The organism is Agromyces sp. Y782, assembly GCF_059445405.1.
The window spans coordinates 668857-690082 of record NZ_JCAIUG010000001.1 but is presented as its reverse complement, the minus strand read 5'-3'; the positions used below and the strand labels follow the sequence as shown (position 1 = coordinate 690082).

The 21226-nt window shown below is 69.6% G+C and carries 16 protein-coding genes; 4 read left to right on the top strand and 12 right to left on the bottom strand.

Going from position 1 to position 21226, the window contains the following annotated elements; all coding sequences use genetic code 11:
• Window positions 1-51: 51 nt before the first annotated feature.
• Window positions 52-1200, top strand: coding sequence for an AI-2E family transporter (locus tag AC1C2S_RS03110; RefSeq protein WP_495351072.1), 1149 nt, complete (start codon window positions 52-54; stop codon window positions 1198-1200).
• Window positions 1201-1216: 16 nt separating this feature from the next.
• Here the strand turns inward: AC1C2S_RS03110 and AC1C2S_RS03105 are convergent, their stop codons facing one another.
• The 6 genes from AC1C2S_RS03105 to AC1C2S_RS03080 form a co-directional block, all read right to left on the bottom strand.
• Window positions 1217-2500, bottom strand: coding sequence for a sugar ABC transporter permease (locus tag AC1C2S_RS03105; RefSeq protein ID WP_495351071.1), 1284 nt, complete (start codon window positions 2498-2500; stop codon window positions 1217-1219).
• Window positions 2497-3249, bottom strand: a complete 753-nt coding sequence (locus AC1C2S_RS03100) for an ATP-binding cassette domain-containing protein (RefSeq protein ID WP_495351070.1) — start codon at window positions 3247-3249, stop codon at window positions 2497-2499. Before AC1C2S_RS03100 ends, AC1C2S_RS03105 begins: the two co-directional genes overlap by 4 nt.
• A 116-nt stretch (window positions 3250-3365) precedes the next feature.
• Entirely contained in the window at window positions 3366-4427 is a 1062-nt protein-coding gene (locus tag AC1C2S_RS03095) for a sugar ABC transporter substrate-binding protein (RefSeq protein WP_495351069.1), read from the bottom strand.
• A 287-nt stretch (window positions 4428-4714) separates the two neighbouring features.
• On the bottom strand, window positions 4715-6256 hold the full coding sequence (locus AC1C2S_RS03090; protein WP_495351068.1) for a peroxidase family protein: 1542 nt from the start codon (window positions 6254-6256) through the stop codon (window positions 4715-4717).
• A 150-nt stretch (window positions 6257-6406) separates the two neighbouring features.
• Complete coding sequence (locus tag AC1C2S_RS03085) at window positions 6407-7738, bottom strand: GNAT family N-acetyltransferase (RefSeq protein WP_495351067.1); 1332 nt, start codon at window positions 7736-7738, stop codon at window positions 6407-6409.
• A gap of 58 nt (window positions 7739-7796) precedes the next feature.
• Window positions 7797-8978 (bottom strand): FAD-dependent monooxygenase, encoded by a 1182-nt coding sequence (locus AC1C2S_RS03080; protein ID WP_495351066.1) that lies wholly within the window; start codon window positions 8976-8978, stop codon window positions 7797-7799.
• Window positions 8979-9068: 90 nt separating this feature from the next.
• Here AC1C2S_RS03080 and AC1C2S_RS03075 point away from each other — a divergent pair, with 90 nt between their 5' ends.
• Both AC1C2S_RS03075 and AC1C2S_RS03070 read left to right on the top strand, forming a co-directional pair.
• Entirely contained in the window at window positions 9069-9809 is a 741-nt protein-coding gene (locus AC1C2S_RS03075; RefSeq protein ID WP_495351065.1) for a TetR/AcrR family transcriptional regulator, read from the top strand.
• Window positions 9810-9957: 148 nt separating this feature from the next.
• Window positions 9958-11727, top strand: a complete 1770-nt coding sequence (locus AC1C2S_RS03070; protein ID WP_495351064.1) for an ABC transporter ATP-binding protein — start codon at window positions 9958-9960, stop codon at window positions 11725-11727.
• Between the two features lie 59 nt (window positions 11728-11786).
• On the opposite strand, the gene AC1C2S_RS03065 is transcribed toward AC1C2S_RS03070, so the two are convergent.
• From AC1C2S_RS03065 to AC1C2S_RS03050, 4 genes are all read right to left on the bottom strand, one after another.
• A complete protein-coding gene (locus AC1C2S_RS03065) occupies window positions 11787-12665 on the bottom strand; it encodes a sugar phosphate isomerase/epimerase family protein (RefSeq protein ID WP_495351063.1) in 879 nt (292 codons plus the stop codon).
• Window positions 12662-13930, bottom strand: a complete 1269-nt coding sequence (locus AC1C2S_RS03060) for a dihydrodipicolinate synthase family protein (RefSeq protein WP_495351062.1) — start codon at window positions 13928-13930, stop codon at window positions 12662-12664. The genes AC1C2S_RS03065 and AC1C2S_RS03060 overlap by 4 nt, the downstream gene beginning before the upstream one ends.
• A gap of 2 nt (window positions 13931-13932) precedes the next feature.
• Entirely contained in the window at window positions 13933-15183 is a 1251-nt protein-coding gene (locus AC1C2S_RS03055; protein WP_495353184.1) for a Gfo/Idh/MocA family protein, read from the bottom strand.
• A gap of 508 nt (window positions 15184-15691) precedes the next feature.
• The gene (locus AC1C2S_RS03050) at window positions 15692-16744 is read right to left on the bottom strand and encodes a LacI family DNA-binding transcriptional regulator (RefSeq protein WP_495351061.1); all 1053 of its coding nucleotides are present in this window, start codon (window positions 16742-16744) and stop codon (window positions 15692-15694) included.
• 208 nt (window positions 16745-16952) lie between these two features.
• Between AC1C2S_RS03050 and AC1C2S_RS03045 the strand changes: the two genes are divergently transcribed.
• Window positions 16953-18293, top strand: coding sequence for a Gfo/Idh/MocA family protein (locus AC1C2S_RS03045; protein WP_495351060.1), 1341 nt, complete (start codon window positions 16953-16955; stop codon window positions 18291-18293).
• Window positions 18294-18497: 204 nt separating this feature from the next.
• Here AC1C2S_RS03045 and AC1C2S_RS03040 read toward each other — a convergent pair whose 3' ends face one another.
• Window positions 18498-19973: an aldehyde dehydrogenase (NADP(+)) gene (locus tag AC1C2S_RS03040; RefSeq protein WP_495351059.1), complete on the bottom strand. Its 1476-nt coding sequence runs from the start codon at window positions 19971-19973 to the stop codon at window positions 18498-18500.
• Window positions 19970-21223: a mandelate racemase/muconate lactonizing enzyme family protein gene (locus tag AC1C2S_RS03035; RefSeq protein WP_495351058.1), complete on the bottom strand. Its 1254-nt coding sequence runs from the start codon at window positions 21221-21223 to the stop codon at window positions 19970-19972. The genes AC1C2S_RS03040 and AC1C2S_RS03035 overlap by 4 nt, the downstream gene beginning before the upstream one ends.
• Between the last annotated feature and the right edge of the window lie 3 nt (window positions 21224-21226).

Here is a 21226-nt window from a genome sequence, read left to right as displayed (position 1 = left end):
CGCCGGGTCAACCGTGTGCACGCCGGGCACCTTGCCGCTACCGTCGGACTCATGCGGATCCGAACGAAGCGAGTGGCGCCGGAACCGGCGCCGGCAACGGCGACGACGCCCGCCACGACGCAGATCACGACCAGCGGCGACTCCCGAGCGCCCGAGCTGAAGATCCGCGCGTTCCGCATCGGCTTCGTGGGCGCGCTCGGCGTGCTGCTCGCGATCCTCCTCGGCAGCATCCTCGGTGAGCTGGGCACGGTCATCCTCTACGTGGCGCTCGCGCTCTTCCTCGCGCTCGGCCTCGATCCCATCGTGAGTTGGCTGCAACGGCGCGGGATGCCGCGATGGGTCGCGATCCTCATCGTGTTCGTCGGGGTGATCGGAATCTTCGTCGGACTCATCGCGACGATCGTGCCGATCGTCGTCGAGCAGACCACGAACATCGTCAACAACTGGGACGACATCCTCAAGAACGTGCAGAACAGCGACTTCGTGGCGTGGCTGAACACCATCGGCGGCAGCGAGCACGCCATCCAGGACGCGATCGAGTCAGCCGGGAAGTGGCTCGCCGACCCCGCGAACCTGGGCTCTCTCGGCGGCGGCATCCTCGCCGTCGGTGCCGGCATCGCCGGCGGGTTCACGGGCGCGACGATCGTGCTGATCCTCACCCTGTACTTCCTCGCCTCCCTCGACTCGATGAAGCGGTACGCGGCGCGATTCGTGCCCGCGACCTCGCGCGGCGCCTTCCGCGACGTGTCCGAGGAGATCACGAGTTCGGTCGGCCGCTACGTCATCGGCCAGGTCACCCTCGGTGCGATCAACGGCGTGCTGAGCCTCATCTACCTCTCCATCATCGGGGCGCCGGCGCCGATTCTGCTCGCGTTCGTCGCGTTCCTCTTCTCGCTCGTGCCCCTCATCGGTACGCTCAGCGGCGCGGTCATCATCTCCCTGGTCTCGTTCGCGGCGTCGCCGACGACTGCGCTCGCCGCAGCGATCTACTACCTGATCTACATGCAGGTCGAGGCCTACGTGTTGAGCCCACGCATCATGAGCCGCGCGGTCGCCGTGCCCGGCGCGCTCGTGGTGATCGCCGCTGTCGCGGGCGGAACGCTCGGCGGCGTACTCGGCGCGCTCGTCGCGATCCCCGTCGCGGCGTCGCTCATCATCATCGTCGAGAAGGTCGTCTTCCCACGTCAGGACACCATCTAGCTCGAGCCGGGTCGGATCAGGTGCGGAGGATCGCACCGCCTGCGCGGTGACGTGAGACCGCGTCGACCGTGGCCGCGAGGATGAGCACGCCCCCGGTGACCGCGTAGTTGACGCCGGCCGGCAGGTTCAGGAGGCCGAGCCCGTTCGTGATCACCGCGATGACGAGCGCGCCGATGGCGGCGTGGAGGAGGCGTCCGCGTCCGCCGAAGAGACTGACCCCGCCGACGACAGCCGCCGCGACGCCGCTCAGAACGAGGTCGCGTCCGGCCGCGGCATCCACCGACCCGACCTTGCTGATGGAGAAGAGGCCCGCGACGACCGCGAGGGTCGAGCACACGATGAACGCGGTCCAGCGAATCAACACGACCTTGATGCCCGCACGGCGTGCGGCCTCGGCGTTGCCGCCGATCGCGTAGATGTAGCGGCCGTAGCGGGTGCGGTCGAGCACGAATGTGCCGACCCACAGGATCGCGAGCACGATCGGCACGACGATGGGCACGCCCTCGACCGCGCGCACCGATTGCCCCCGGTCTTGGTTGAGGATGGACACGACAGTGCCACCGAGCGCGGCGGTGACACCGAGCTTGACCCAGACGAGCGCGATCGTGCGGTTCGGAACGCCGGCGCGGGCCCGGCGTGCCCGATCCCAGAACGAGGTCGCTGCCGAGACCGCGAGGATCACGACGAGCATCGCCCAACCGGCCCACGGCGGCATGTTGCTGTTCTGAATGGCGAGGATCTCGGGGATCTGCACCCGGTAGAGGCCGCCCGAGCCGATGATCATGAGCTCGAGGCCCTGCAGGCCGAGGAAGAGCCCCAGGGTCACGACGAATGACGGGATACCGACCCTCGCGACGAAGAACCCGATGAACGTGCCGATCGCGACACCGCACGCGAAGGCGATCACGAGGGCGAGGATCCAATTGAAGCCCTGCACATTGACGAGCACGATGAAGATGCACATCGTCACGCCGGCGGTCACGCCCGCAGACAGGTCGATCTCGCCGAGCAGGATGACGAAGACGAGCGCCATGCCGAGCATGACGAGGGTGGCGGCCTGGGTCATCAGGTTCGCGAAGTTGCGCTCAGTGAGGAAGAAGGGGCTGAGCAGCGAGAACATGATGCTCAGCACGATGAAGCCGCCGACCGCGGGCAACGCACCCATCTCGCCGCCGCGCACACGCTGCCACCAGGCGCGCACCTGGTCGCCGACGTCGCCCTCCTGGCCGCTGCCGATGAGGTCGCTCATGATGGGCTCGGGCGCGACCTCGGAGGTGGGCACGGTCTTCTGCGTGCTCATGCGCTCGCTCCTGCTGTCGTCTTCGTGCCGGTGATGTAGCCGACGACGTCGTCGCTCGTGGTCTCCTGGGTGTCGAGCGAAGCGACCATCTGGCCCAGGTAGAGCACGTTGATGTGGTCGGCGACGGAGAACACGTCGGCGAGGTTGTGGCTGATGATGATGACGGCGACGCCCTGCTCGGCGAGTCGTTTCACGAGGTTCAGCACCTGTTCGGTCTGCGCGACGCCCAGGGCGGCGGTGGGTTCGTCGAGGATCACGACCCGGGCCTTCTTCAACACCGCGCGTGCGATCGCGACCGTCTGCCGCTGCCCGCCCGAGAGGGACGACACCTTCTGCCGCACCGACTTGACGGTGCGTACCGAGAGCGAGCGGAGCGTGTCGGATGCCTGGCGCTCCATGCGCCCCTCGTCGAACGTGCTGAACTCCGTCTCTTCACGGCCGAGGAACATGTTCTGCACGATGTCGAGGTTCTCGCACAGCGCGAGGTCTTGGTACACGACCTCGATGCCGAGGCGGGCGGCGTCGCGCGGAGCGTGGAGCGTGACCTCCTCGCCGTCGAATCGCACCGTGCCGCCGTCGTAGGGCTGCACGCCGGCGAGGCCTTTGATCAGGGTGGACTTTCCGGCGCCGTTGTCGCCGACGAGTGCGGTGACCTTGCCGGGGTACGCCTTCAACCCGACGCCTTTGAGTACGCTGACCGGGCCGAAGCTCTTGACGACGTCGGTCAGTTCGATGATGGGCGCATCCATGCCGGGTTCCTTTCAGACGGCGCTGTCCTGATCACAGTGTGACACCTGCCCCCATGCGGGGCGCGAATGGATCCGGAGGCCTCGGACGTGCTCCGAGGCCTCCGGAACCTGTTCTGCTAGCCGCTGATGCCGTACTGCGCGCAGGCGGCTTCGACCTCGCCCGCGCAGAGTTCGGCAGCATCGGCGTCTCCGGCGTCGACCACGTCGACGACCTGATCGGGGCCGACGAGCTGCGGCGTGACCGCGATGTACGGCGTGCCGTCTTCGAGCTCCTGGTCGGCCGAGGGGGTCTCGCCGTTCAGCAGCGCGCCGGCCAACTCGATGGCGGCATCCGCCTCGAGCTTGATCGGCTTGTAGACCGTCGCGGTCTGCTTGCCGAGCAGCACGTTCTGCAGGCCGGCGATCGAGGCATCCTGACCCGAGACGGGAACGGTCAGCCCGTTCTTGTCGAGGATCGTGATGACGCCCGCAGCGTTGGTGTCGTTCGCGACCCAGACCGCGTCGACCTTGCCGCCGAGCGAGGTGAGTGCCTGCTCGAAGTTGGTCGCGGACTTGTCGCCGTCCCAGATTCCCGGCGGCTCGGCGGCCGGCGTGATGCCCGCAGCCTCCATGACCTCCACGGCTCCGTCGTGGAACATCTTCGCATTGCCGTCGGCGGGGTCACCGCCCATATAGACGACCGAGGCGGTGGCGGGGTCCTTGCCGGCGACCGCGAGCCCGTCGACGATCGACTGGCCCTCGAGGCGGCCCACCTCGACGTTGTCGAAGGAGACGTAGTAGTCGACGCCGTCGATCGGACGATCGTAGGCGATGACCGGGATGCCCTCGGCCTTCGCCTTCTCGGCCACCGCGGCGCCTGCGCCGTTGTAGTCGACGAGCAGCATCACGCCGCAGCCCTTGCTGAGCTGTTGGTCGGCGATGGTGGCGTACTTGTTGGCGTCGCCCTGAGCGTTCTGGATGTCGGTCTCGAAGCCGGCCGCGGTGAGGCCGTCTTCGAGGTATGGACGGTCGTTGTTCTCCCAACGTGGCGAGGAAGCGGCATCGGGGAGGATGACGCAGGCACGCGTGGCAGCCTCGCCTCCGTCACCTTCTCCGCCGCTCCCGCTCGAACAGCCTGCCAGCAGTAGCGCGGAGATCCCGGCGAGTGCGGCAGCAGAGACCAATGAAGTTGACTTCATGGTGCTCCCCTTCTTTGAGGTGAGGTCGACCCCTCGTGGTGTCGTCGTCTGCATTGGCGGCGGCAGTGCCATGATCCCGCATTTGTGGAGCGAGCGAACAAAACAATAGATAACGCTTCTGTAACTCACTTTCCGGTGAGCGCGTTGATCGGCGCCGGTCCGGCGACTCTGCGGGGGAGCGCTCTCATGGCGCCCCCCGGATTGGGGGAGGGGCCTGCCGATGAGACGCCCTGGTGTGCCGCACGAGAGCGGCATCCAGACGGGCACCGTTCGTCGGACCGGATGCTTCAAGCGAACAGGGCGTCGATGTCGTCTCCGGTGATCGGCACGCCCGCGGCCTTCAGCAGGTCGGTGATCTCCCATTTCCCGGGGTCGACCGAGATCTTCTCGAACAGCGCGGTGCCGCCGGCCTGCTCCTTGGCGGGCGTCCAATGCGGGTCGCGGTTGAGGTACGAGAACGCGTCGCCGCGCAGCAGCCCCGAGAACACCGCGGCGACGATCGTCGAACCGACGGCGCCGAGGTGCTCGCCGTCCGCCTGCTCCGTGGCCTCCTTGAGGATGTAGACCCAGAGCGACTCCTCCAGCGGGTCGAGGCCCTCGAGCGGGCGGATGTGCAGCGCGTGCGCGACCTCGGTGGCCGGAGGCAGGCCCATGCGCCATCCGCGCCGGATGTTGAGTTCGGCCAACGGATTCGGTGTCGGTCCGCCTGGGATCGTGAAGACCGCCTTGCTGAGGTGGGTGTCGATCTTGTGCGCCAGCTGCGGGAACGGACCGCCCGAGGACGGGAACCTGAAGTACCAGTCCCACTGCAGCGAGTGCCGGTCGGGTAGCGGTGAGCCTCCGCGCAGGTCGGACGGCCCCGGCACGGGCTGGATCGGTTGGATGACGCCCGGCGTCGAGAAGATCGGCTTGCCGAACGGTGCACCGATGCCGCCCTGGATCGGGAAGTTCAACTGGTACTCGGCTCGGATCATGGAGTGGCCGAAGCGGTATGCCGCCGTGGAGAACTCGACGGGCATGAACGGGTTCTCGCTCCAGTCGTAGACGTCCTTGAGGCCGTAGGTCACGGTGTAGAAGGGCCCCTCGCCGTCCCCGGCGTCCTCATCGAAGGTGATCGCCTTCGAGAACACCGACGGTGCGACGATCCTCGAGACGAAGTCGTTCCACACGAGGTACTGGTAGAACCACACGGTGATGCGCTGCGCCTCGAGGAACAGCTCGTGGCCCGATCGAAGCCCTGCATCCGGGGCATCCGCGAGCTTCTGCAGCGTGCTGTTGTGGGCGAGTACGAACGCGAGCTGCAGCTGACCGACGATGCGGTTCTCGTCATTGCGGGGATCGCCGATGAGGGCGACGCCGTCGGCATTGCGCTGCAGATCCGGCTCCTTCGGGGACTCGCCCGTTCCGACCTTGAGGAACCCGTGGTAGCCGTCATGCAGCGAACGGGCGTGGTCGTACAGGTACGGCTGGTCGTCGGGCCCGCGGCCGTAGAGGCTGTCGAGGTCGAACCGCGGCGAGCGGAAGTTCTGCAACCCGTCGGGGTCGTTGTGCCTGGTCAGGCTCGATTGCGGATCGAAGGTGATGTCGTGATCGATGAACTGCCCGAAGTAGGTGTATCCGACGGGGGTCGCGCTCTCGGGCAGCGGGCCTTCGGTGAACATCTCGTCGATCGCGAAGGTGCGGATCGCGGCCTCCCGCTCGGCGTCGTTCGCTCCGGGTGGCGACCATGTGGTGAATCCGCGACCGAAGAGGCGACCGAAGCGCCCTTCGTGGCTTCTCGAGTGGGGGACGTTCAATGGCACGATGGAGTGCGCGTTCGCATGTTGCATGGCTCTGGCCCTTCGGACACGTCGCAAACGCACGGATGTTCCGGCGGTTCGATCGCCGGAGTGGGGCCTTCATCTCACGCAGTCACGGCAGTTGACGAGCGCGACGCTACGCGCTGAAGTGAGGAATCTTCATCAGGGTTGCCCCTGAGATCAGAACCAGATGCTGAGATGCGGGGTTCGCTGCGATGCGAACATGCGGTCGGCGAGGTCGATCGATCGAGGAACGAGCTCGACGATGCGTCCGGCCCGCGCCAGCACCGAGGGGTGCACCCCGCCGAGGTAGATCGCGCCGAGCTCGCGGGCCCCGAGGCGGATGCTGCGAACGCCCCGAGCGGATGCCGCGGCATCCGTCGTCTCGATCGCGGTCACCTCGGCCTTGCCGCCGTCGTCGACGACGAGGTCGAATCGTCCGCCTGCGATGCCGACCGGATCGTCGACGTCGATGATCAGGCGCCCGGGCGTGCTGTATCGGCGCTTGGAGAGCGCAGCGACCGGATCGATCATGCGCAGCCACAAGTGGTCGACGACGTCGGAGACGGTCACAGCACGAGGATCTTCGAGCAGCCACGGCAGCGGCTCGTCGACCGAACGCAGCAAGCCGCGCGTGCCCGACACGTAGTCCTGCTCGACGAGGAAGCGCCACAGAGCCCGCTCGGCGTCATCGGTGGCCGCGGCGAGGAAATCGAACTCCGCGACACCCGGCTCGTTCGGCTCGCGGGTGATCTGGAAGACGGCGAAACCCTGCGGCTGGCCGCGCTCGTCGTCGTAGCGCACAGCTCGCCGCGAACGCGAACGCTCGCCCTCGGGATCGTGGAGTCCGAGCACGCGGTCGAGGAGCCCCGGCCAGCGATCGATCTCGCCGGGCGTGCGCGCGACGGAGCGCCTGGCGAGCGCCGGTGCGATCTCGCGCAGAGAGGTCGCATCGACGAACTGCACGCGGCCCGGTGCATCCGGCCCGATCCAGTGCGCCCGACGGCGATCGACGAACACCGTCGCCGCACGCGCGGCCGGAGCGTAGCCGAACCGACCGTAGATCGTGGCCTCGGTCGCCGTGAGCATCGCGAGTGCGGCGCCCGCCGAGCGTGCGTTCGCGAGCTCCGCGAGCATGAGTGCCCGGGCGATGCCGCGTCGCCGATGCGTCGGCGAGACGGTCACCGAACTCACGGCCCACGCGTCGACGCTGCGGCCGCCGGGCACGCTGAGGCCCGTGGGCCAGCTTGAGACGGTGGCGACCGGCACCGCCGGATCGGCGATCGTCGGGTCGTAGACACCGTGCACGCGACGGTCGGCGAGCAGCCCGAGGTCGAAGTCGAGGTCGATCTGACGCGGACGCGCGTGGTGGAAGCCCCGGAAATCTGCCTGCACCCAAGCCGAGACGGCGGCGACGTCGCTCGTATCGACGAGTCGGTACGAGAGCCCCTTCGCAGCGAGCGTGGCCAATGCCTGGGAATCGGCGGGGAAGCCCTGCAGGTCGAACGACATCAATCCATCGTAGTCGGGGGCTCGGCGGCCTGTTCGGGACGGGGCGGCCCGAGGGCGGTCACCGCATCCGGTAGTCGGGAATGCTGTCGTCCGTCGCGAACGTGTCGGTCATCCACATCATCGAGCGGTACATCAGGGGGTTCGCGAACGTCCAGTCGCGCATCCGGATGCGCCGCGACGACGATGGTGCGAGGAAGGGGCCGGCGTTGCCGGAGCGGGCGATCTTCGTGGGCTTGCGCATGCGACGGTCGTACGCCGCGAACGCCGCCTCATGGTCGCCGCCGGCGGCGATCAGCTCGCCGGCGAGGATGTACGCGCCGATGAGGGCGAGCCCCGTGCCGAACCCGCCGAGGGTGTTCGCATAGCCGGCGTCGCCGACGAGCGCGGCACGACTCCGGGTGAACGACGTCATGCGCGTGCGCGCAAGACCGTCGAGGTAGAAATCGGATGCCCCTCTGCTCGCCGCGAGCGCGGCGGGCACCCGCCATCCGACTCCCGCGAAGGCCGATTCGAGGAAGGCACGCTGCGATGCGGTGTCGCGCCGGTCGTAGTCGGCGTGTTCGGCTCGGAAGACGAACAGGTTCGGCGCCTTCTGGCCTCCGAGGAGCGCCAGTCGGTCGGGCTCGTTGTAGCCGTAGGCGACGCCGCGCCCGCTGGCGAGCCGCGTCTCGAGGTCGCCGAGCGGCGCTTCTCCGCTCGCGATCGCGTAGAAGTACCCGTGCGACTCGACGAACTGCTTCTCGGGCCCGAATGCCAGGCGTCGCACCGCGGAGTGCACGCCGTCGGCCCCGATGACGAGGTCGAATCGTTCGCTCGGCCGGCGTGCGAAGGCGACGTCGATGCCGGCAACCGTCTCGGCCATCGCGGTGATCTCGTCGTCGAACACGTACTCGGCGTCGGCGGCGGAGAGTCGATGCAGGATGCCGGCGAGGTCGCCGCGCGGAATCTCGACGTCGCCGCCGATGAACTCGCCCGGCACGACGGCGTTCACGTGGTCGTTCGCGTCGACCATGCGCCAATCGGTCTTCGCGGTCTGCGCCGCGTACACGTCGTCGAGGATTCCCATGCGGACGAGGAGCTCGCGGTGGGTGCGTCCCTTGAAGTCGACCGCCTGGCCTCCGGGGCGCACCGCATGGGCCTTCTCGACGACCGTCACGTCGAAACCGTTGCGGCCGAGCCACCGCGCCAATGCGGGGCCGGCGATGCTCGCACCGGAGATGAGGATCTTCGTGGCTGCCATGAGTGCTTCCTTCCGTTCAGTAATTGCGTCTAATGGACACAATAACAGATTCGCATACGATGGACGCAAATAGCGTTCGAGGAGGATCCGATGACCGAGCGTGAGCAGATCACGGCGTCAGCAGCCGGCACCGCAGCCATCCTCTGGGCCGAGCCGCCGCGGTCGATGCAGCGGCGGCCGGGGCCCAAGCCGAAGTACACTCTCGACGGCGTCGCCGAGGCCGCGATCGACATCGCCGACGACGCCGGGCTCGACGAGGTCACGATGCAGCGCGTCGCCGATCGACTCGGAACGACGAAGATGGCGCTCTACCGCTACGTTCCCGGTCGCGCCGAGCTCGACGCGGTCATGCTCGACACGGCCTTCGGCGTGCCCGCCGCGACCGAGGGGGCGGATTGGCGCGTTGCGTTGACGGCGTGGGCGGGAGGCATCCACACGCGCGCGCTCGCCCACCCCTGGGCCGTCGAACTCGTGCAGCGACCGCACACGCCCGGCCCGGGCGAACTCGCCTGGTTCGAGGTGGGCCTGGCCGCGATGGCGGGTCTTCCGCTGCGCGGCGGCGAGAAGCTCGACGTGCTCACCCTGCTCGTCGGGCACGTGATGTCGATCGTTCGGCAAGGTGCACGATCCTCGACGCCCGAGGGCGACCTCGCGGCGGCCCTCGCCGCGATCCTCGCCGCTCGCGCCGACACGTATCCGCAGACCGCGGGCGCCTTCGCGGAGGCCGCGCACGACGGGGCACGTGACGAAGCGCTGCGATTCGGCGTCGAGCGCGTGCTCGCGGGGGTCGCCGCGCTGATCGCCGAGCGCGCGGCATCCGCTCGGCACTGAGCTTAAGGCTTGCGGCGGTTTGCGGCGGTTTGCGGCTGATGCGCGCCGGCTCCGCTGATACGCACCGGCTCCCCGATCGTCCGTGCGGGAGGGGGTCGCCGCGCCCGTCGGTGTAGCGCCAGGGTCGTGCGGCAGGCAGAATGGAAGCATGCATGGGCAAGCGCTTTCCAATGTCGAATCGGCGATCGACGGGCGGCACCCGCTCCGGAGCGTCCGCCGACTGCTGGCCCTGCACGGAGGGCGGGTCGCGGCATCCATCGCCTTCTTCGCAGTGAAGGACACCCCGCTCTGGCTGCTGCCCGTCATCACCGGCGCGGTGATCGACATCGTCGTCGCCGGAGGCCCGGCCGAATCGCTCGCGCTGTGGGCCGGCATCGCGCTCATCGCACTGCTGCAGAACTACCCGAACCACGTCGCCTACACCCGTCTGTACATGGGCGCCGTGCGCTCGATCGGCGCCGACCTGCGCAACGCGCTCGCCGCACGACTGCAGTCGCTCTCGATCGGCTTCCACACCCGCGCGAACTCGGCGGTCGTGCAGACGAAGGTCGTGCGCGATGTCGAGAACATCGAGGTCATGCTGCAACAGGTCGCGCACCCGCTGCTCTCGGCGACGACGGTGCTGATCGGGGCGATCGTGATGACCGCGATCAACGTGCCGGCGTTCCTGCCCGTCTACGCCCTCGCGATTCCGCTCGCCGTGCTGCTGCGTGCGATCCTCAACCGCCGCAGCGCCGTTCGCAACGAGACCTTCCGGCGTGAGGTCGAACAGTTCTCCGCCCGCGTCGGCGAGATGGCGACCCTCATGCCGGTCACCCGCGCGCACGGCCTCGAGCAGACCGCGATGAACCGGGTCGCGCACGGCGCAGAAGGGGTGCGCAGTGCGGGCTTCCAACTCGACCTGCTGAACGGCCGCTTCGCCTCGCTCGCGTGGGTGAGCCTGCAACTGCTGGGCGTCGGATGCCTCGTGCTCGCCGCCTGGGTCTCGATCAGCGGGTGGATCCCGATCACACCCGGCCAGGTCGTGCTGCTCAGCTCCTACTTCGCGCTGCTCACGGGCGCGGCCACGAACCTGCTCATGCTCCTGCCGGTCATCGCCCGCGGTACCGAGTCGGTGCGCTCGATCGCGGAAGTCATCCAGGAGCCCGACCTCGAGTTCAACGAGGGCAAGCACGAGGTGAGCGGGGTGCGCGGCGACCTCACGCTCGAGCGTGTCGAGTACCGCTACGAATTCGGCGAGGCGCCCGCACTCGCCGACATCGACCTCGAGATCCGCGCCGGCGAGACGATCGCGTTCGTCGGGTCATCCGGATCGGGCAAATCGACCATGTTGAACCTCGTGCTCGGCTTCCTCCGCCCCACGCACGGTCGGGTGCTCCTCGACGGGGTGGACATGGAGACCCTCGACCTGCGCACCTTCCGCAGCTTCGTCTCGGTCGTGCCGCAGGAATCGGTGCTCTTCGAAGGCACGATCCGCGACAACATCGCCTACGGACTCGGCGAGGTCGACGACGAACGGGTGCTCGCCGCCCTGCGCGACGCGAACGCGCTCGAGATCGTCGACGCGCTGCCGAACGGCTGGCACACCGTTGCCGGCGAGCGCGGCGCACGACTGTCGGGTGGCCAGCGCCAGCGCCTCTCGATCGCCCGTGCGCTCGTGCGGAACCCGCGCGTGCTGCTGCTCGACGAGGCGACGAGCGCGCTCGACCCCGAGTCCGAGGCGAAGATCAAGGAGGCGCTCGAGCACCTCATGCATGGGCGCACGACGCTCGTCGTCGCGCACCGGCTCTCGACGATCCGCTCGGCCGACCGCATCGTCGTGCTCGAACACGGACGCATCATCGAGGTCGGCACGCATGTCGAGCTCATCGGTGCCGACGGGCGGTATGCAGAGTTGCACCGCGTGCAGGCGGGCTGAGCGCACGCCGACGGGCGGGCGGGGGATGCGTCGAGGCCGGTGTCGGGCGCGCGGCAGCGTCAGGCGGTGACGGATGCCGCGAGGTGCGGCACGACCGCGGCGTCGAACGCCGACGCGGTGCGGGCGGCCACCTCGGGCCACGGGGCATCCCAGATCGCCTGGTTGAAGATCTCGACCTCGATGTCGCCGGCATACCCGGTGGCCTCGACCGCCGCGGTGAGCAGAGCGAAGTCGATGACGCCGTCGCCCGGGTAGTGACGCCCGAGCAGCACGTCGGCGGGCAGCGGGGTCTTCCAGTCGCAGACCTGATACGTGGCGATGCGCCCCTCGGCGCCGGCGCGGGCGAGCTGCGGCAGCACCTCGGGATCCCACCAGACGTGGAAGGTGTCGACCGTCACGCCCACGACCGAGGGGTCGAAGGGGGCGGCGAGGTCGAGCGCCTGCTGCAGCGTCGACACGACGGCACGGTCGGAGGCATACATCGGATGCAGTGGCTCGATCGCCAGCGTGACACCGGCCGCCCGCGCGTCGGGGGCGAGCTCGGCGAGGGCCTCCGCGACGCGGGCGCGAGCGCCGACGAGGTCGGTCGAGCCCTCTGGCAGGCCGCCCGCGACGAGCACGAACACCGCGGTCGATCCGGGCGCGCCGGCTGCAGCGAGCGTCGCGGTCTCCTCGATGCCGCGGCGGTTGTCGTCGATCGACGCGCGCCGGGTCGGGCCTTCGGCCATCGTGAAGAATCCGCCGCGGCAGTACGTCGACAGTCGGAGCCCCGAGTCGGCGAGTCGGAGGGCGGCTTCGTCGAGGCCGAGTTCCTGTACGGGCTCGCGCCAGAGGCCGATCGACTCGTAGCCGGCGTCAGCGGTCACGCGGAGTGCCGCGTCGAGGTTCGCGTACTTGATGGTCGCCTGGTTGAGCGAGAGGCGCGAGTGGGCGCTCATGCGAGCACCTCGGCGCCGTCGGACGGCGCAGGGGCTGGTGCATCCGCTGCGCCGGCGTCTGTGCCCGCGTCGGTCGCCGACGCCGTGATATCGAGCCCGTTGAGGGTGAGCAGCGAGTGCCAGCGCGCTGCCGCGAGCTCTGGGCGTTCGAGCGCACCCGAGGCGTTCGCGAGCTCGACGACGCGCGAGAGGTGCGGCAGGCTGCGAGCAGCGTGCAGGCCGGCCACCATCTGGAACGCCGGCTGGTGACCGTTCAGCCACGAGAGGAACGCGATGCCCGTCTTGTAGTAGTAGGTCGGCGCGGCGAAGACCTGCTGCGAGAGCGGCTCCGTCGGCGCGAGGATCTCACGGTAGCCCGCCGTGTCGCCGCGGTCGAGTGCCTGGATCGCCGCCGACGCGTTCGGCGCGAGCGCCGCGAACGCCCCGAGCAGCGCATCCGAGTGTCCGCGTGCATCGCCCTCGATGAGGCCCACGTAGTGGAAGTCGTCGCCCGTGAACATGCGCGCCGACTCGGGCAGGCGTTCGCGCACCGAGATCTCGGCATCGGCGTCGAGCAGGCTCATCTTCACCCCAGAGACCTTGTCGCGGTTGTACTCGATGATCTGCAGCAGAGTCGCCGACGCCGCATCCAGATAATCGCCGCTCGTACTGAGCTCCGTCGACGCGAAGTAGCCGGCCAGGCTCGGGTCGAAGGCCGGCCCGAGCCAGTGCAGCACGACCGGCCCTCCCGCCGCGGCGAGCACCTCGCGGTACACGCGCCGGTAGTCGTCGGCCGTGCTCGCGGCCCGCGCCAGGTGGCGGCTCGCCATGAGCACGACGCCGGCGCCGGCATCTTCGGCGTGGTGCAGCTGCTCCTTGTAGGCGTCGATCACCGCGTCGAGCGAGATGGACTCGGCGTCGACATGATCGGTGTTCACGCCGACGACGAGCTTCGCGTTCACGGATGCCGCCTCGGCCGCGCTGCGCGAGATGAGCTCACGCGTCGCGGCGGCGTCGAGGCCCATGTTGCGCTGCGCGGTGTCCATGGCGTCGGCGACGCCGAGACCCCACGACCAGACGTGGTGGCGGAACGCGAGCGTCGCGTCCCAGTCGATCTCGGCCGGCTCGCCCGGGGTGTTGTCGGCGAAGGCCTTGGGCACGACGTGCGCGGCCGCGTAGGCGATCCGGCTCGTGAGCGGATGCCGCGGCTTCGCGAACGCCGGAGCCTCCGCGAGCGGGGTGGTGCGCAGCGCGCCCGTCGCGTCGAGAAGGGTCAGCGCAGTCATGCTCAGCGAGCCGATCCGGTGAGGGCGGATGCCTCGGTGTGGCGGCTCCCGTCGGCCGCACCGTTGCGCGTGTCGTCGAGGGTGGTCGCTGTGGCCGAGGCGGGCGCCGCGGCATCCGCTGCCCCCTCGAGCGTGACGACGGGAATGTCGATGCGCCGGCCCTCGGCGGAGGAGCGCAGCCCCTCTTCGGCGAGCAGCACTCCGCGGGCGCCGGCGAGGAAGTCGAAGGGGTTCGGCGCGTCTTCGACGACGTGGCGGATGAACTCCTCCCACTGCGTCTTGAAGCCGTTCTCGAACTCCTGGTTGCCGGGGCTCTCGATCCAGTCGGCGTCGTAGTCGTGCGCGTCGGCGAGGTCGGGGTTCCAGACCGGCTTCGGGGTCGCGTTGCGCGGCTGGATCTTGCAGCCGAATAAACCGACGACCGCCGAGCCGTGCGTGCCGTCGACCTGGAACTCGACGAGTTCGTCGCGGTTCACGCGGGTGGTCCAGCTCGAGTTGAGCTGGGCGACGGCGCCGCCCTCGAGCTCGAAGATCGCGTAGGCGGCGTCGTCGGCGGTGGCCGCGTAGGGCTTGCCGTGCTCGTCGACACGGGTCGGAATCTCGGTCACCGCCTTCGCGTAGACCGACTCGACGCGGCCGAAGAGGTTCTCGAGCACGTAGTTCCAGTGGGGAAACATGTCGACGACGATGCCGCCGCCGTCTTCGGCGCGGTAGTTCCAGCTGGGGCGCTGCGCCGGCTGCCAGTCACCCTCGAAGACCCAGTAGCCGAACTCGCCGCGCACGCTCAGGATGCGTCCGAAGAAGCCCGAGTCGATGAGTCGCTTGAGCTTCTGCAGGCCCGGCAGGTAGAGCTTGTCGTGCACGACGCCGTTCTTGATACCGGCGGCCTGCGCGAGGCGCGCGAGCTCGAGCGCTTCGTCGAAGCTCTCGGCGGTGGGCTTCTCGGTGTAGATCGCCTTGCCGGCGGCGATCGCCTTCTTGATCGCCTGCGCGCGGGCCTTCGTGACGAGGAAGTCGCTGTAGATCTGCCAGCGCGGGTCGGCGAGGGCCTCGTCGAGGTTCGTCGTGTAGTGCTCGAGGCCGTGCTTGGCAGCGAGATCGGCGAGCTTCTTCTCGCTGCGGCCGACGAGGATCGGCTCGACCTGGACCCGCGTTTCGCCGTCGGCGAGCAGCACGCCGCCCTGCTCGCGGATCGCGAGGATCGAGCGCACGAGGTGCTGGCGGTAGCCCATGCGGCCCGAGACGCCGTTCATGATGATGCCGAGGGTCTGCGGTTGCGGCGGCGTCGCCGGCGCTGATGTCGGAGTCTCGGGGGTGTGCGGGGTCTGGGCCTGCGGGGAGGTCTGCTCTGCCACGGTGGTGTGTCCTGTTCGAGCCGGGAGCGGGTGGCGGAGGCCGCCGCGCCGCTGCGGAAAGCGTTTACCCGAGTGTAAATGAGTGCGACGCCATTTCGCAACACTTTCGTGGTTCGTGGTTCGTGGGTTGGTGGTTGGTGGTTGTTGGTTCGTGGCTCGCAGTGCGTCGCCCGCGTCGAAAGGGCGGTTGGTGTCGCTCTGGCGCGATCATTGCAGCACCAACTGCCCTCTCGGTCGCGGTGACAACGCGCCGGGATGCCTCGAGTCCGGCTGGCCCGATGCCTCCGCTGCCCGAGAATCCGCCAGCCGCAGCGCATTCGAGACCGTGTCGCACGGGACCGCGGATATCCGCGGTCCGGTGCGACACGAGTGGTCCCGAGGTGAGTGAAGCGTGCGGGTGGCGCGGTCAGCGCGAGCGCACGGGCGTCGACTCGCGCAGCACGACCTCGGTCGGCACGGGCTGCTCGTCGGTGTCGGACGATTCGCCGAGCGCGAGGCGCAACGCCCGCCGGCCGACCTCTTCGAGCGGGATCCGCACGGTGCTGAGCGGCGGCGTGACGTCGCGCACGGTCGGGATGTCATCGAAGCCGGCGACGGCGAGGTCGCGCCCGGGCACGAGTCCGGCGTCGCGGATCGCCGACATCGCGCCGACCGCCATGACGTCGTTGACGGCGAAGACGAGTTCGGTGTCGCCGAGGCCCTGCTCGATGAGGGTGCGCATGCCGTCGTAACCGCCGTCGCGCGTGAAGGCGGGGCGCACGATGAGTGATGGGGCGATAGCGAGACCGGATGCCGCGAGGCCGGCCACGAACCCGGTGAGCCGGTCGTCAGCCGTGCGCAGGCCCTCTGCGCCGGTGATCGCGGCGAAGTTTCGGTATCCGGCCTCGATGAGGGCGCGGGCGAGCGCTTCGCCGCCCGCGGTGTTGTCGAGACTCAGCGTGCTGAACGGCAGGTCGTTCGTGCTGATGAACGCGACACGTCCGCCGTTGGCCTCGAAGGCGCGCAGCTCTTCGGCGAGCGCGGCCGAGGTCGGGTCGTCGTCGCGACGCGAGGCGGCGAGGATCATGACCCGGGGTCGCTGCCCCCTGAGGCTGCGAACGAGCTCGAGCTCGCGCTCGGGGTCGCGCTCGGTCGCGGCCATCGTGACGATGAGGCCCGCTTGATCGGCCTCGCGCACGACGCCCGCAGCGATCTGGGAGAAGTAGGGGTCGGCGATGTCGGCGACGAGCAGGGCCACGGTCGTCGAGGTGCCGCGAGCGACCGCCTGGGCCGACAGGTTGGGGGAGTAGTCGAGCTTCGCGGCGGCGGCGAGCACGCGCTGGCGGTACTCCTCGTTGACCTTGCGCGTACTGCCGTTGAGCGAGCGCGATGCCGTGGCGAGTGAGACGCCGGCCTCGCGCGCGACGTCGTGCAACGTCGCCGGCGCACGCCGGTTCGTGGTCATGCCGCCGTCGGTCATGGGTCCTCCGCACTGTCCGCCCCCTCGGGCGGCTCGACTCTATCGCGCAGCGAGACACGCGAGGGCGAGGGTTTGGCGGCGTGGAGCGGAGCTGGTAGAAATGACTCTGCTACGAGATAGCGCTTTCCCGGGCCAACTGGCGTGTGCAACGGTTTCGATCCGCTTCGCCGAGGAAGCGCTTTCTCACCCAACCCGAGTGGAGCGAGCGATGGCGCAGGAACGATACGGACTCATCGGCACCGGCAGCCGGGCCGGCATGTACGTCGGAGCCCTCACCGGCACGGTGCTCGGCGCCGAGCACGTGCCCGAACTCGCCGAGCTCGTCGCATGGAGCGATTCGAACCCGGGCCGACTCGACGTCTACGAGCGCGAGATCGTGGCAGCGGGGCATCCGGCACCGAAGCGATACGCGCCCGACGACCTCGAGCGGATGATCCGCGACGAACGCCTCGACCGGGTCATCGTGACCACCCCCGACTTCACGCACGCCGACTTCGTCGTGCGAGCGCTTCGGGCGGGTGCCGACGTCGTCGTCGAGAAGCCGCTGACGATCGACGCCGAGAGCGTGCGCCGCATCGGCGAGGCCATCGCCGAGACGGGTCGCGAGGTCATCACGACGTTCAACTACCGTTACAGCCCGCGCAACGGTGCGCTCCGCCAAGTCATCGCCGACGGGCGCATCGGGCAGGTCACGAGCGTGCACTTCGAGTGGGCGCTCGATACGGTGCACGGTGCCGACTACTTCCGCCGCTGGCACCGTGACAAGGCCAACTCGGGCGGCCTCTTCATCCACAAGGCATCGCATCACTTCGATCTCGTGAACTGGTGGATCGCAGCGAGCCCGGTGCGAGTCTTCGCGAGCGGCGGGCTGCGCTTCTACGGCGCCGAGAACGCCGCCGCCCGCGGGCTCGGCGACCGCCCCGCCCGTGGCACGGGCGTGACCGGCGACCCGTTCGCGCTCGACCTCGCGAACGACGCCCGCATGAAAGAGCTCTACCTCGACAACGAGCACCACGACGGCTACCTGCGCGACCGTGACGTCTTCGACGCGGGCATCACGATCGAAGACAACCTCGCCGCCCTCGTCGACTACGACTCGGGCGCGACGATGAGCTACTCGCTGAACGCCCATGCTCCGTGGGAGGGCTACCGCGTCACCGTGAACGGCACCGAGGGGCGTGCCGAGCTCGAGGTCGTCGAGCGCGGCGCGGTGATCATCGGCGAAGACGGGCGGGTGGTCGTCGACCCGAGCATGCACCCCGACCATTCCGCCGTCGATGAGGTGCGACCCGACTCGGAGCGTCTCGTGGTGCAGCGCCACTGGGAGGGCGCGGAGGTCGTGCCGATTCCCGCCGGCATCGGCAGTCACGGGGGCGGCGACGCGTACCTGCTGCAGCACGTCTTCGGGCGAGTGACGGATGATGCGCCGTTCGGCCGGGTCGCCGGCTACGCCGATGGGGTGCGAGCCGTCTCGGTCGGCATCGCCGGCAACCTGTCGCTCGTGACCGGCCAGCCGGTGCTCATCGCCGACCTCGAGCTGGGGGTGTAGGCGAGCGGCGTTGGCGATGGTCGAGTAGCGAGGGCAGCGATCGTATCGAGACCTCGTGCGGGGTCTCGATACGCGTCCTCCTTCGTCGGGCGCTACTTGACCGGCGGTGTTCGTGGGACGCTACGAGGCCGGCGGTGTTCGTCGGGCGCTACTCGACCGGCGGTGTTCGTCGGGCGCTACTCGACCGGCGGTGTTCGTGGGGTGCTACGAGGCCGGCGGTGCGAGCGTGAGCACGCCGTCGACCCGGCGCGGGATGCCGAGCGGGTTCGACTCGCGCAGCTCGGGCGGCAGCGCCGCCTCGGGGGCGTCCTGGTAGGCGATGGGGCGGAGGAAGCGGCGAAGTGCGGTCATCCCGACGGAAGTGTGGATCGACGTCGTCGAGGGCCACGGACCACCGTGCTGCTGTGCCCAGCTCACGGCGACGCCGGTCGGCCAGCCTGCGAAGAGCACGCGACCGGCGATCTCGGTGAGCACGGCGACGATGTCACCGAGATCTTCGCCCGGTTCGGCGTGCACGGTCGCGGTGAGGCTGCCGCCGACGGCACGGATCGCCGCGAGGGCGTCGCGGACGTCGCGGTACTCGACGATGAGCGTCGTCGGGCCGAAGCACTCCGAGAGCAGTGCCGCGGGGTCGGCGAGCACAGCGTCGGTCGTGGTCGCGAGCACGACGGCCGAACCCGTGCCCGGCTGCTGCGCCGGGTTGCCGGCGCCGACCGACACGTCGGAGCGGGCGGCGAGCTCGCCGAGCCCGTTGGCGTAGGCAGCGGCGATGCCGTCGGTGAGCATCGGCTGCGCGGCATCCGTCGGCACGAGGCGGCCGACCCGCTCGGCGAATCCGGAGCCGGCGGGCACGAAGACGACGCCCGGGTTCGTGCAGAACTGTCCGGCACCGAGGGTGAAGGATGCCGCGAGGCCCGTCGCGAGTTCGTCGGCCCGTGCCGCGATCGCCGCCGCCGTGATGAGCACGGGGTTCACCGCGCTGAGCTCGCCGTAGAAGGGAATCGGGTCGGGTCGCCCTGACGCGAGATCGAAGAGCACCCGGCCGCCGTGCAGCGATCCGGTGAAGCCCACAGCTCGCACCGCCGGGTGCTGCACGAGGGCGACGCCGGTCTCGCGTCCCTCGACGAGGGCGAAGACACCGTCGGGGGCGCCGGCCGCGGTGAGCGCGTCCGTCACGACCTCGGCGGTGCGGCGTGAGAGGCGCGGATGGGCCGAGTGGCCCTTCACGATGACGGGGCAACCCGCGGCGAGCGCCGAGGCGGTGTCGCCGCCGGCGACCGAGAAGGCGAACGGGAAGTTCGAAGCGCTGAACACCGCGACCGGACCGAGCGGGCGCAGCAGGCGGCGCAGGTCGGGTCGCGGCGGCGTGGTCGTGGCGCTTGGGTGGTCGATCGTCGCCTCGAGGTAGGAGCCCTCGACGATCGCCTCGGCGAAGAGTCGCAGTTGCGCGGTCGTGCGGGCGAGTTCGCCGGTGAGGCGGGGGAGGCCGAGGTGCGACTCGTCGCCGGCGACCGAGATGAGTTCGGCGCCGTTCGCATCGAGTGCGTCGGCCACGGCGGTGAGCCAGGTGGCGCGCTCGGCTGCGGTCGAGGCGACGGTGACCGAGAACGCCCGTCGGGCGGCGTCGGCAACCGCGTCGAGGCCGGTGGCGGTATCGGGGGCGATGGTGGTGTCGGTCATGATTCCTCCGTGAGGTGAGCGGATGCCGCGGCATCCGCCCGATCGTCGGTGAAGCGGATGCCGAGTCCGAGCCCGCCTGTCGTGCTCACGCGGTTGCCCTCGATCGCGATCGGCGAGGGCTCGGCAAGGGCGCCCAGCTCGGAGAACGACGCGTCTTCGACGGCTTCGACGAGGTGTTCGCCGGGCAGGGTGAGCGAAAGTTGCGACGAGAGCTCGAGCAGCAGGTGCGGTGCGAGTTCGACTCCGCGTTCGCGGGCGAGTTCGGCGATGGCGAGGAACGGCGTGATGCCGCCGACCCGCACGATGTTCGGCTGCACGAGGTCGACGGCGCCGGCGTCGATGAACTCGGCGAAGCGGTAGCGCGTGTAGAGGTTCTCGCCGAGCGCGATGGGCACCTCGATGCGCCGACGCAACGCGACGTGGCCGGCGAGGTCGTCGGCGCGGAGCGGTTCCTCGATCCAGGCGAGGTCGAACGCTGCGAGCTCGCCGATCGCGCGTTCGGCGGCGTCGAGGCTCCAGCGCTGGTTGGCGTCGATCATGAGCCGCCGGCCCGGGCCGATGATGTCGCGCACCGCGGCGATGCGTCGCACGTCGTCGACGAGTTCGGGGCTGCCGACCTTGACCTTCACCGCGTCGAAGCCCGCAGCGACCCAGCGCTCGGCTTGCGCGACGAGTTCGTCGAGGGAGTAGTGCAGGTTCACGCCGCTGCCGTAGACCTCGGCGGTCTCGTGGCGGCGCCCGAGGTGATCGCTGATGCCGGCGCTGGCCCGGCGGGCGGCGAGATCCCAGAGGGCGAGGTCGAGCCCGGCCATCGCGATCGTCGTGATGCCGCCGCCACCGCCCTCGTGCAGGTGCGCCCAGAGCGGCTGCCACAAGGACTCGGCGTCGGCGGCGCGTCCAACGGCGAAGTCGGTGATGTCGTGGTCGAGGTGCGCCTGCACGGCGGCGGCGCCGATCGACGGAGTCCAGGAGAAGCCGTAGCCGAGGCCGCCCGCTGTGTCTTCGACGACGACCTTGACGAGAGAGAGGTCGCGCACGTCGGGCCCCCATGGGCGGCTGAGCGGCACCCGGATGCGCCGGGTCGCGATGCGCCGGATCGTCGCGGTGCCGGTCGTGCCGGTGGTGCCGGCCGTGGCTGTCGCGCCGGTCGTGCCGGCGATGGCTGACCCCGACTCCGACGAGCTCGTCGTGCTGCCGCTCGGCGCGCTGCCGCCCGAGGTGTCGGCCGCCGCGGCATCCGTCGCCGACATGTC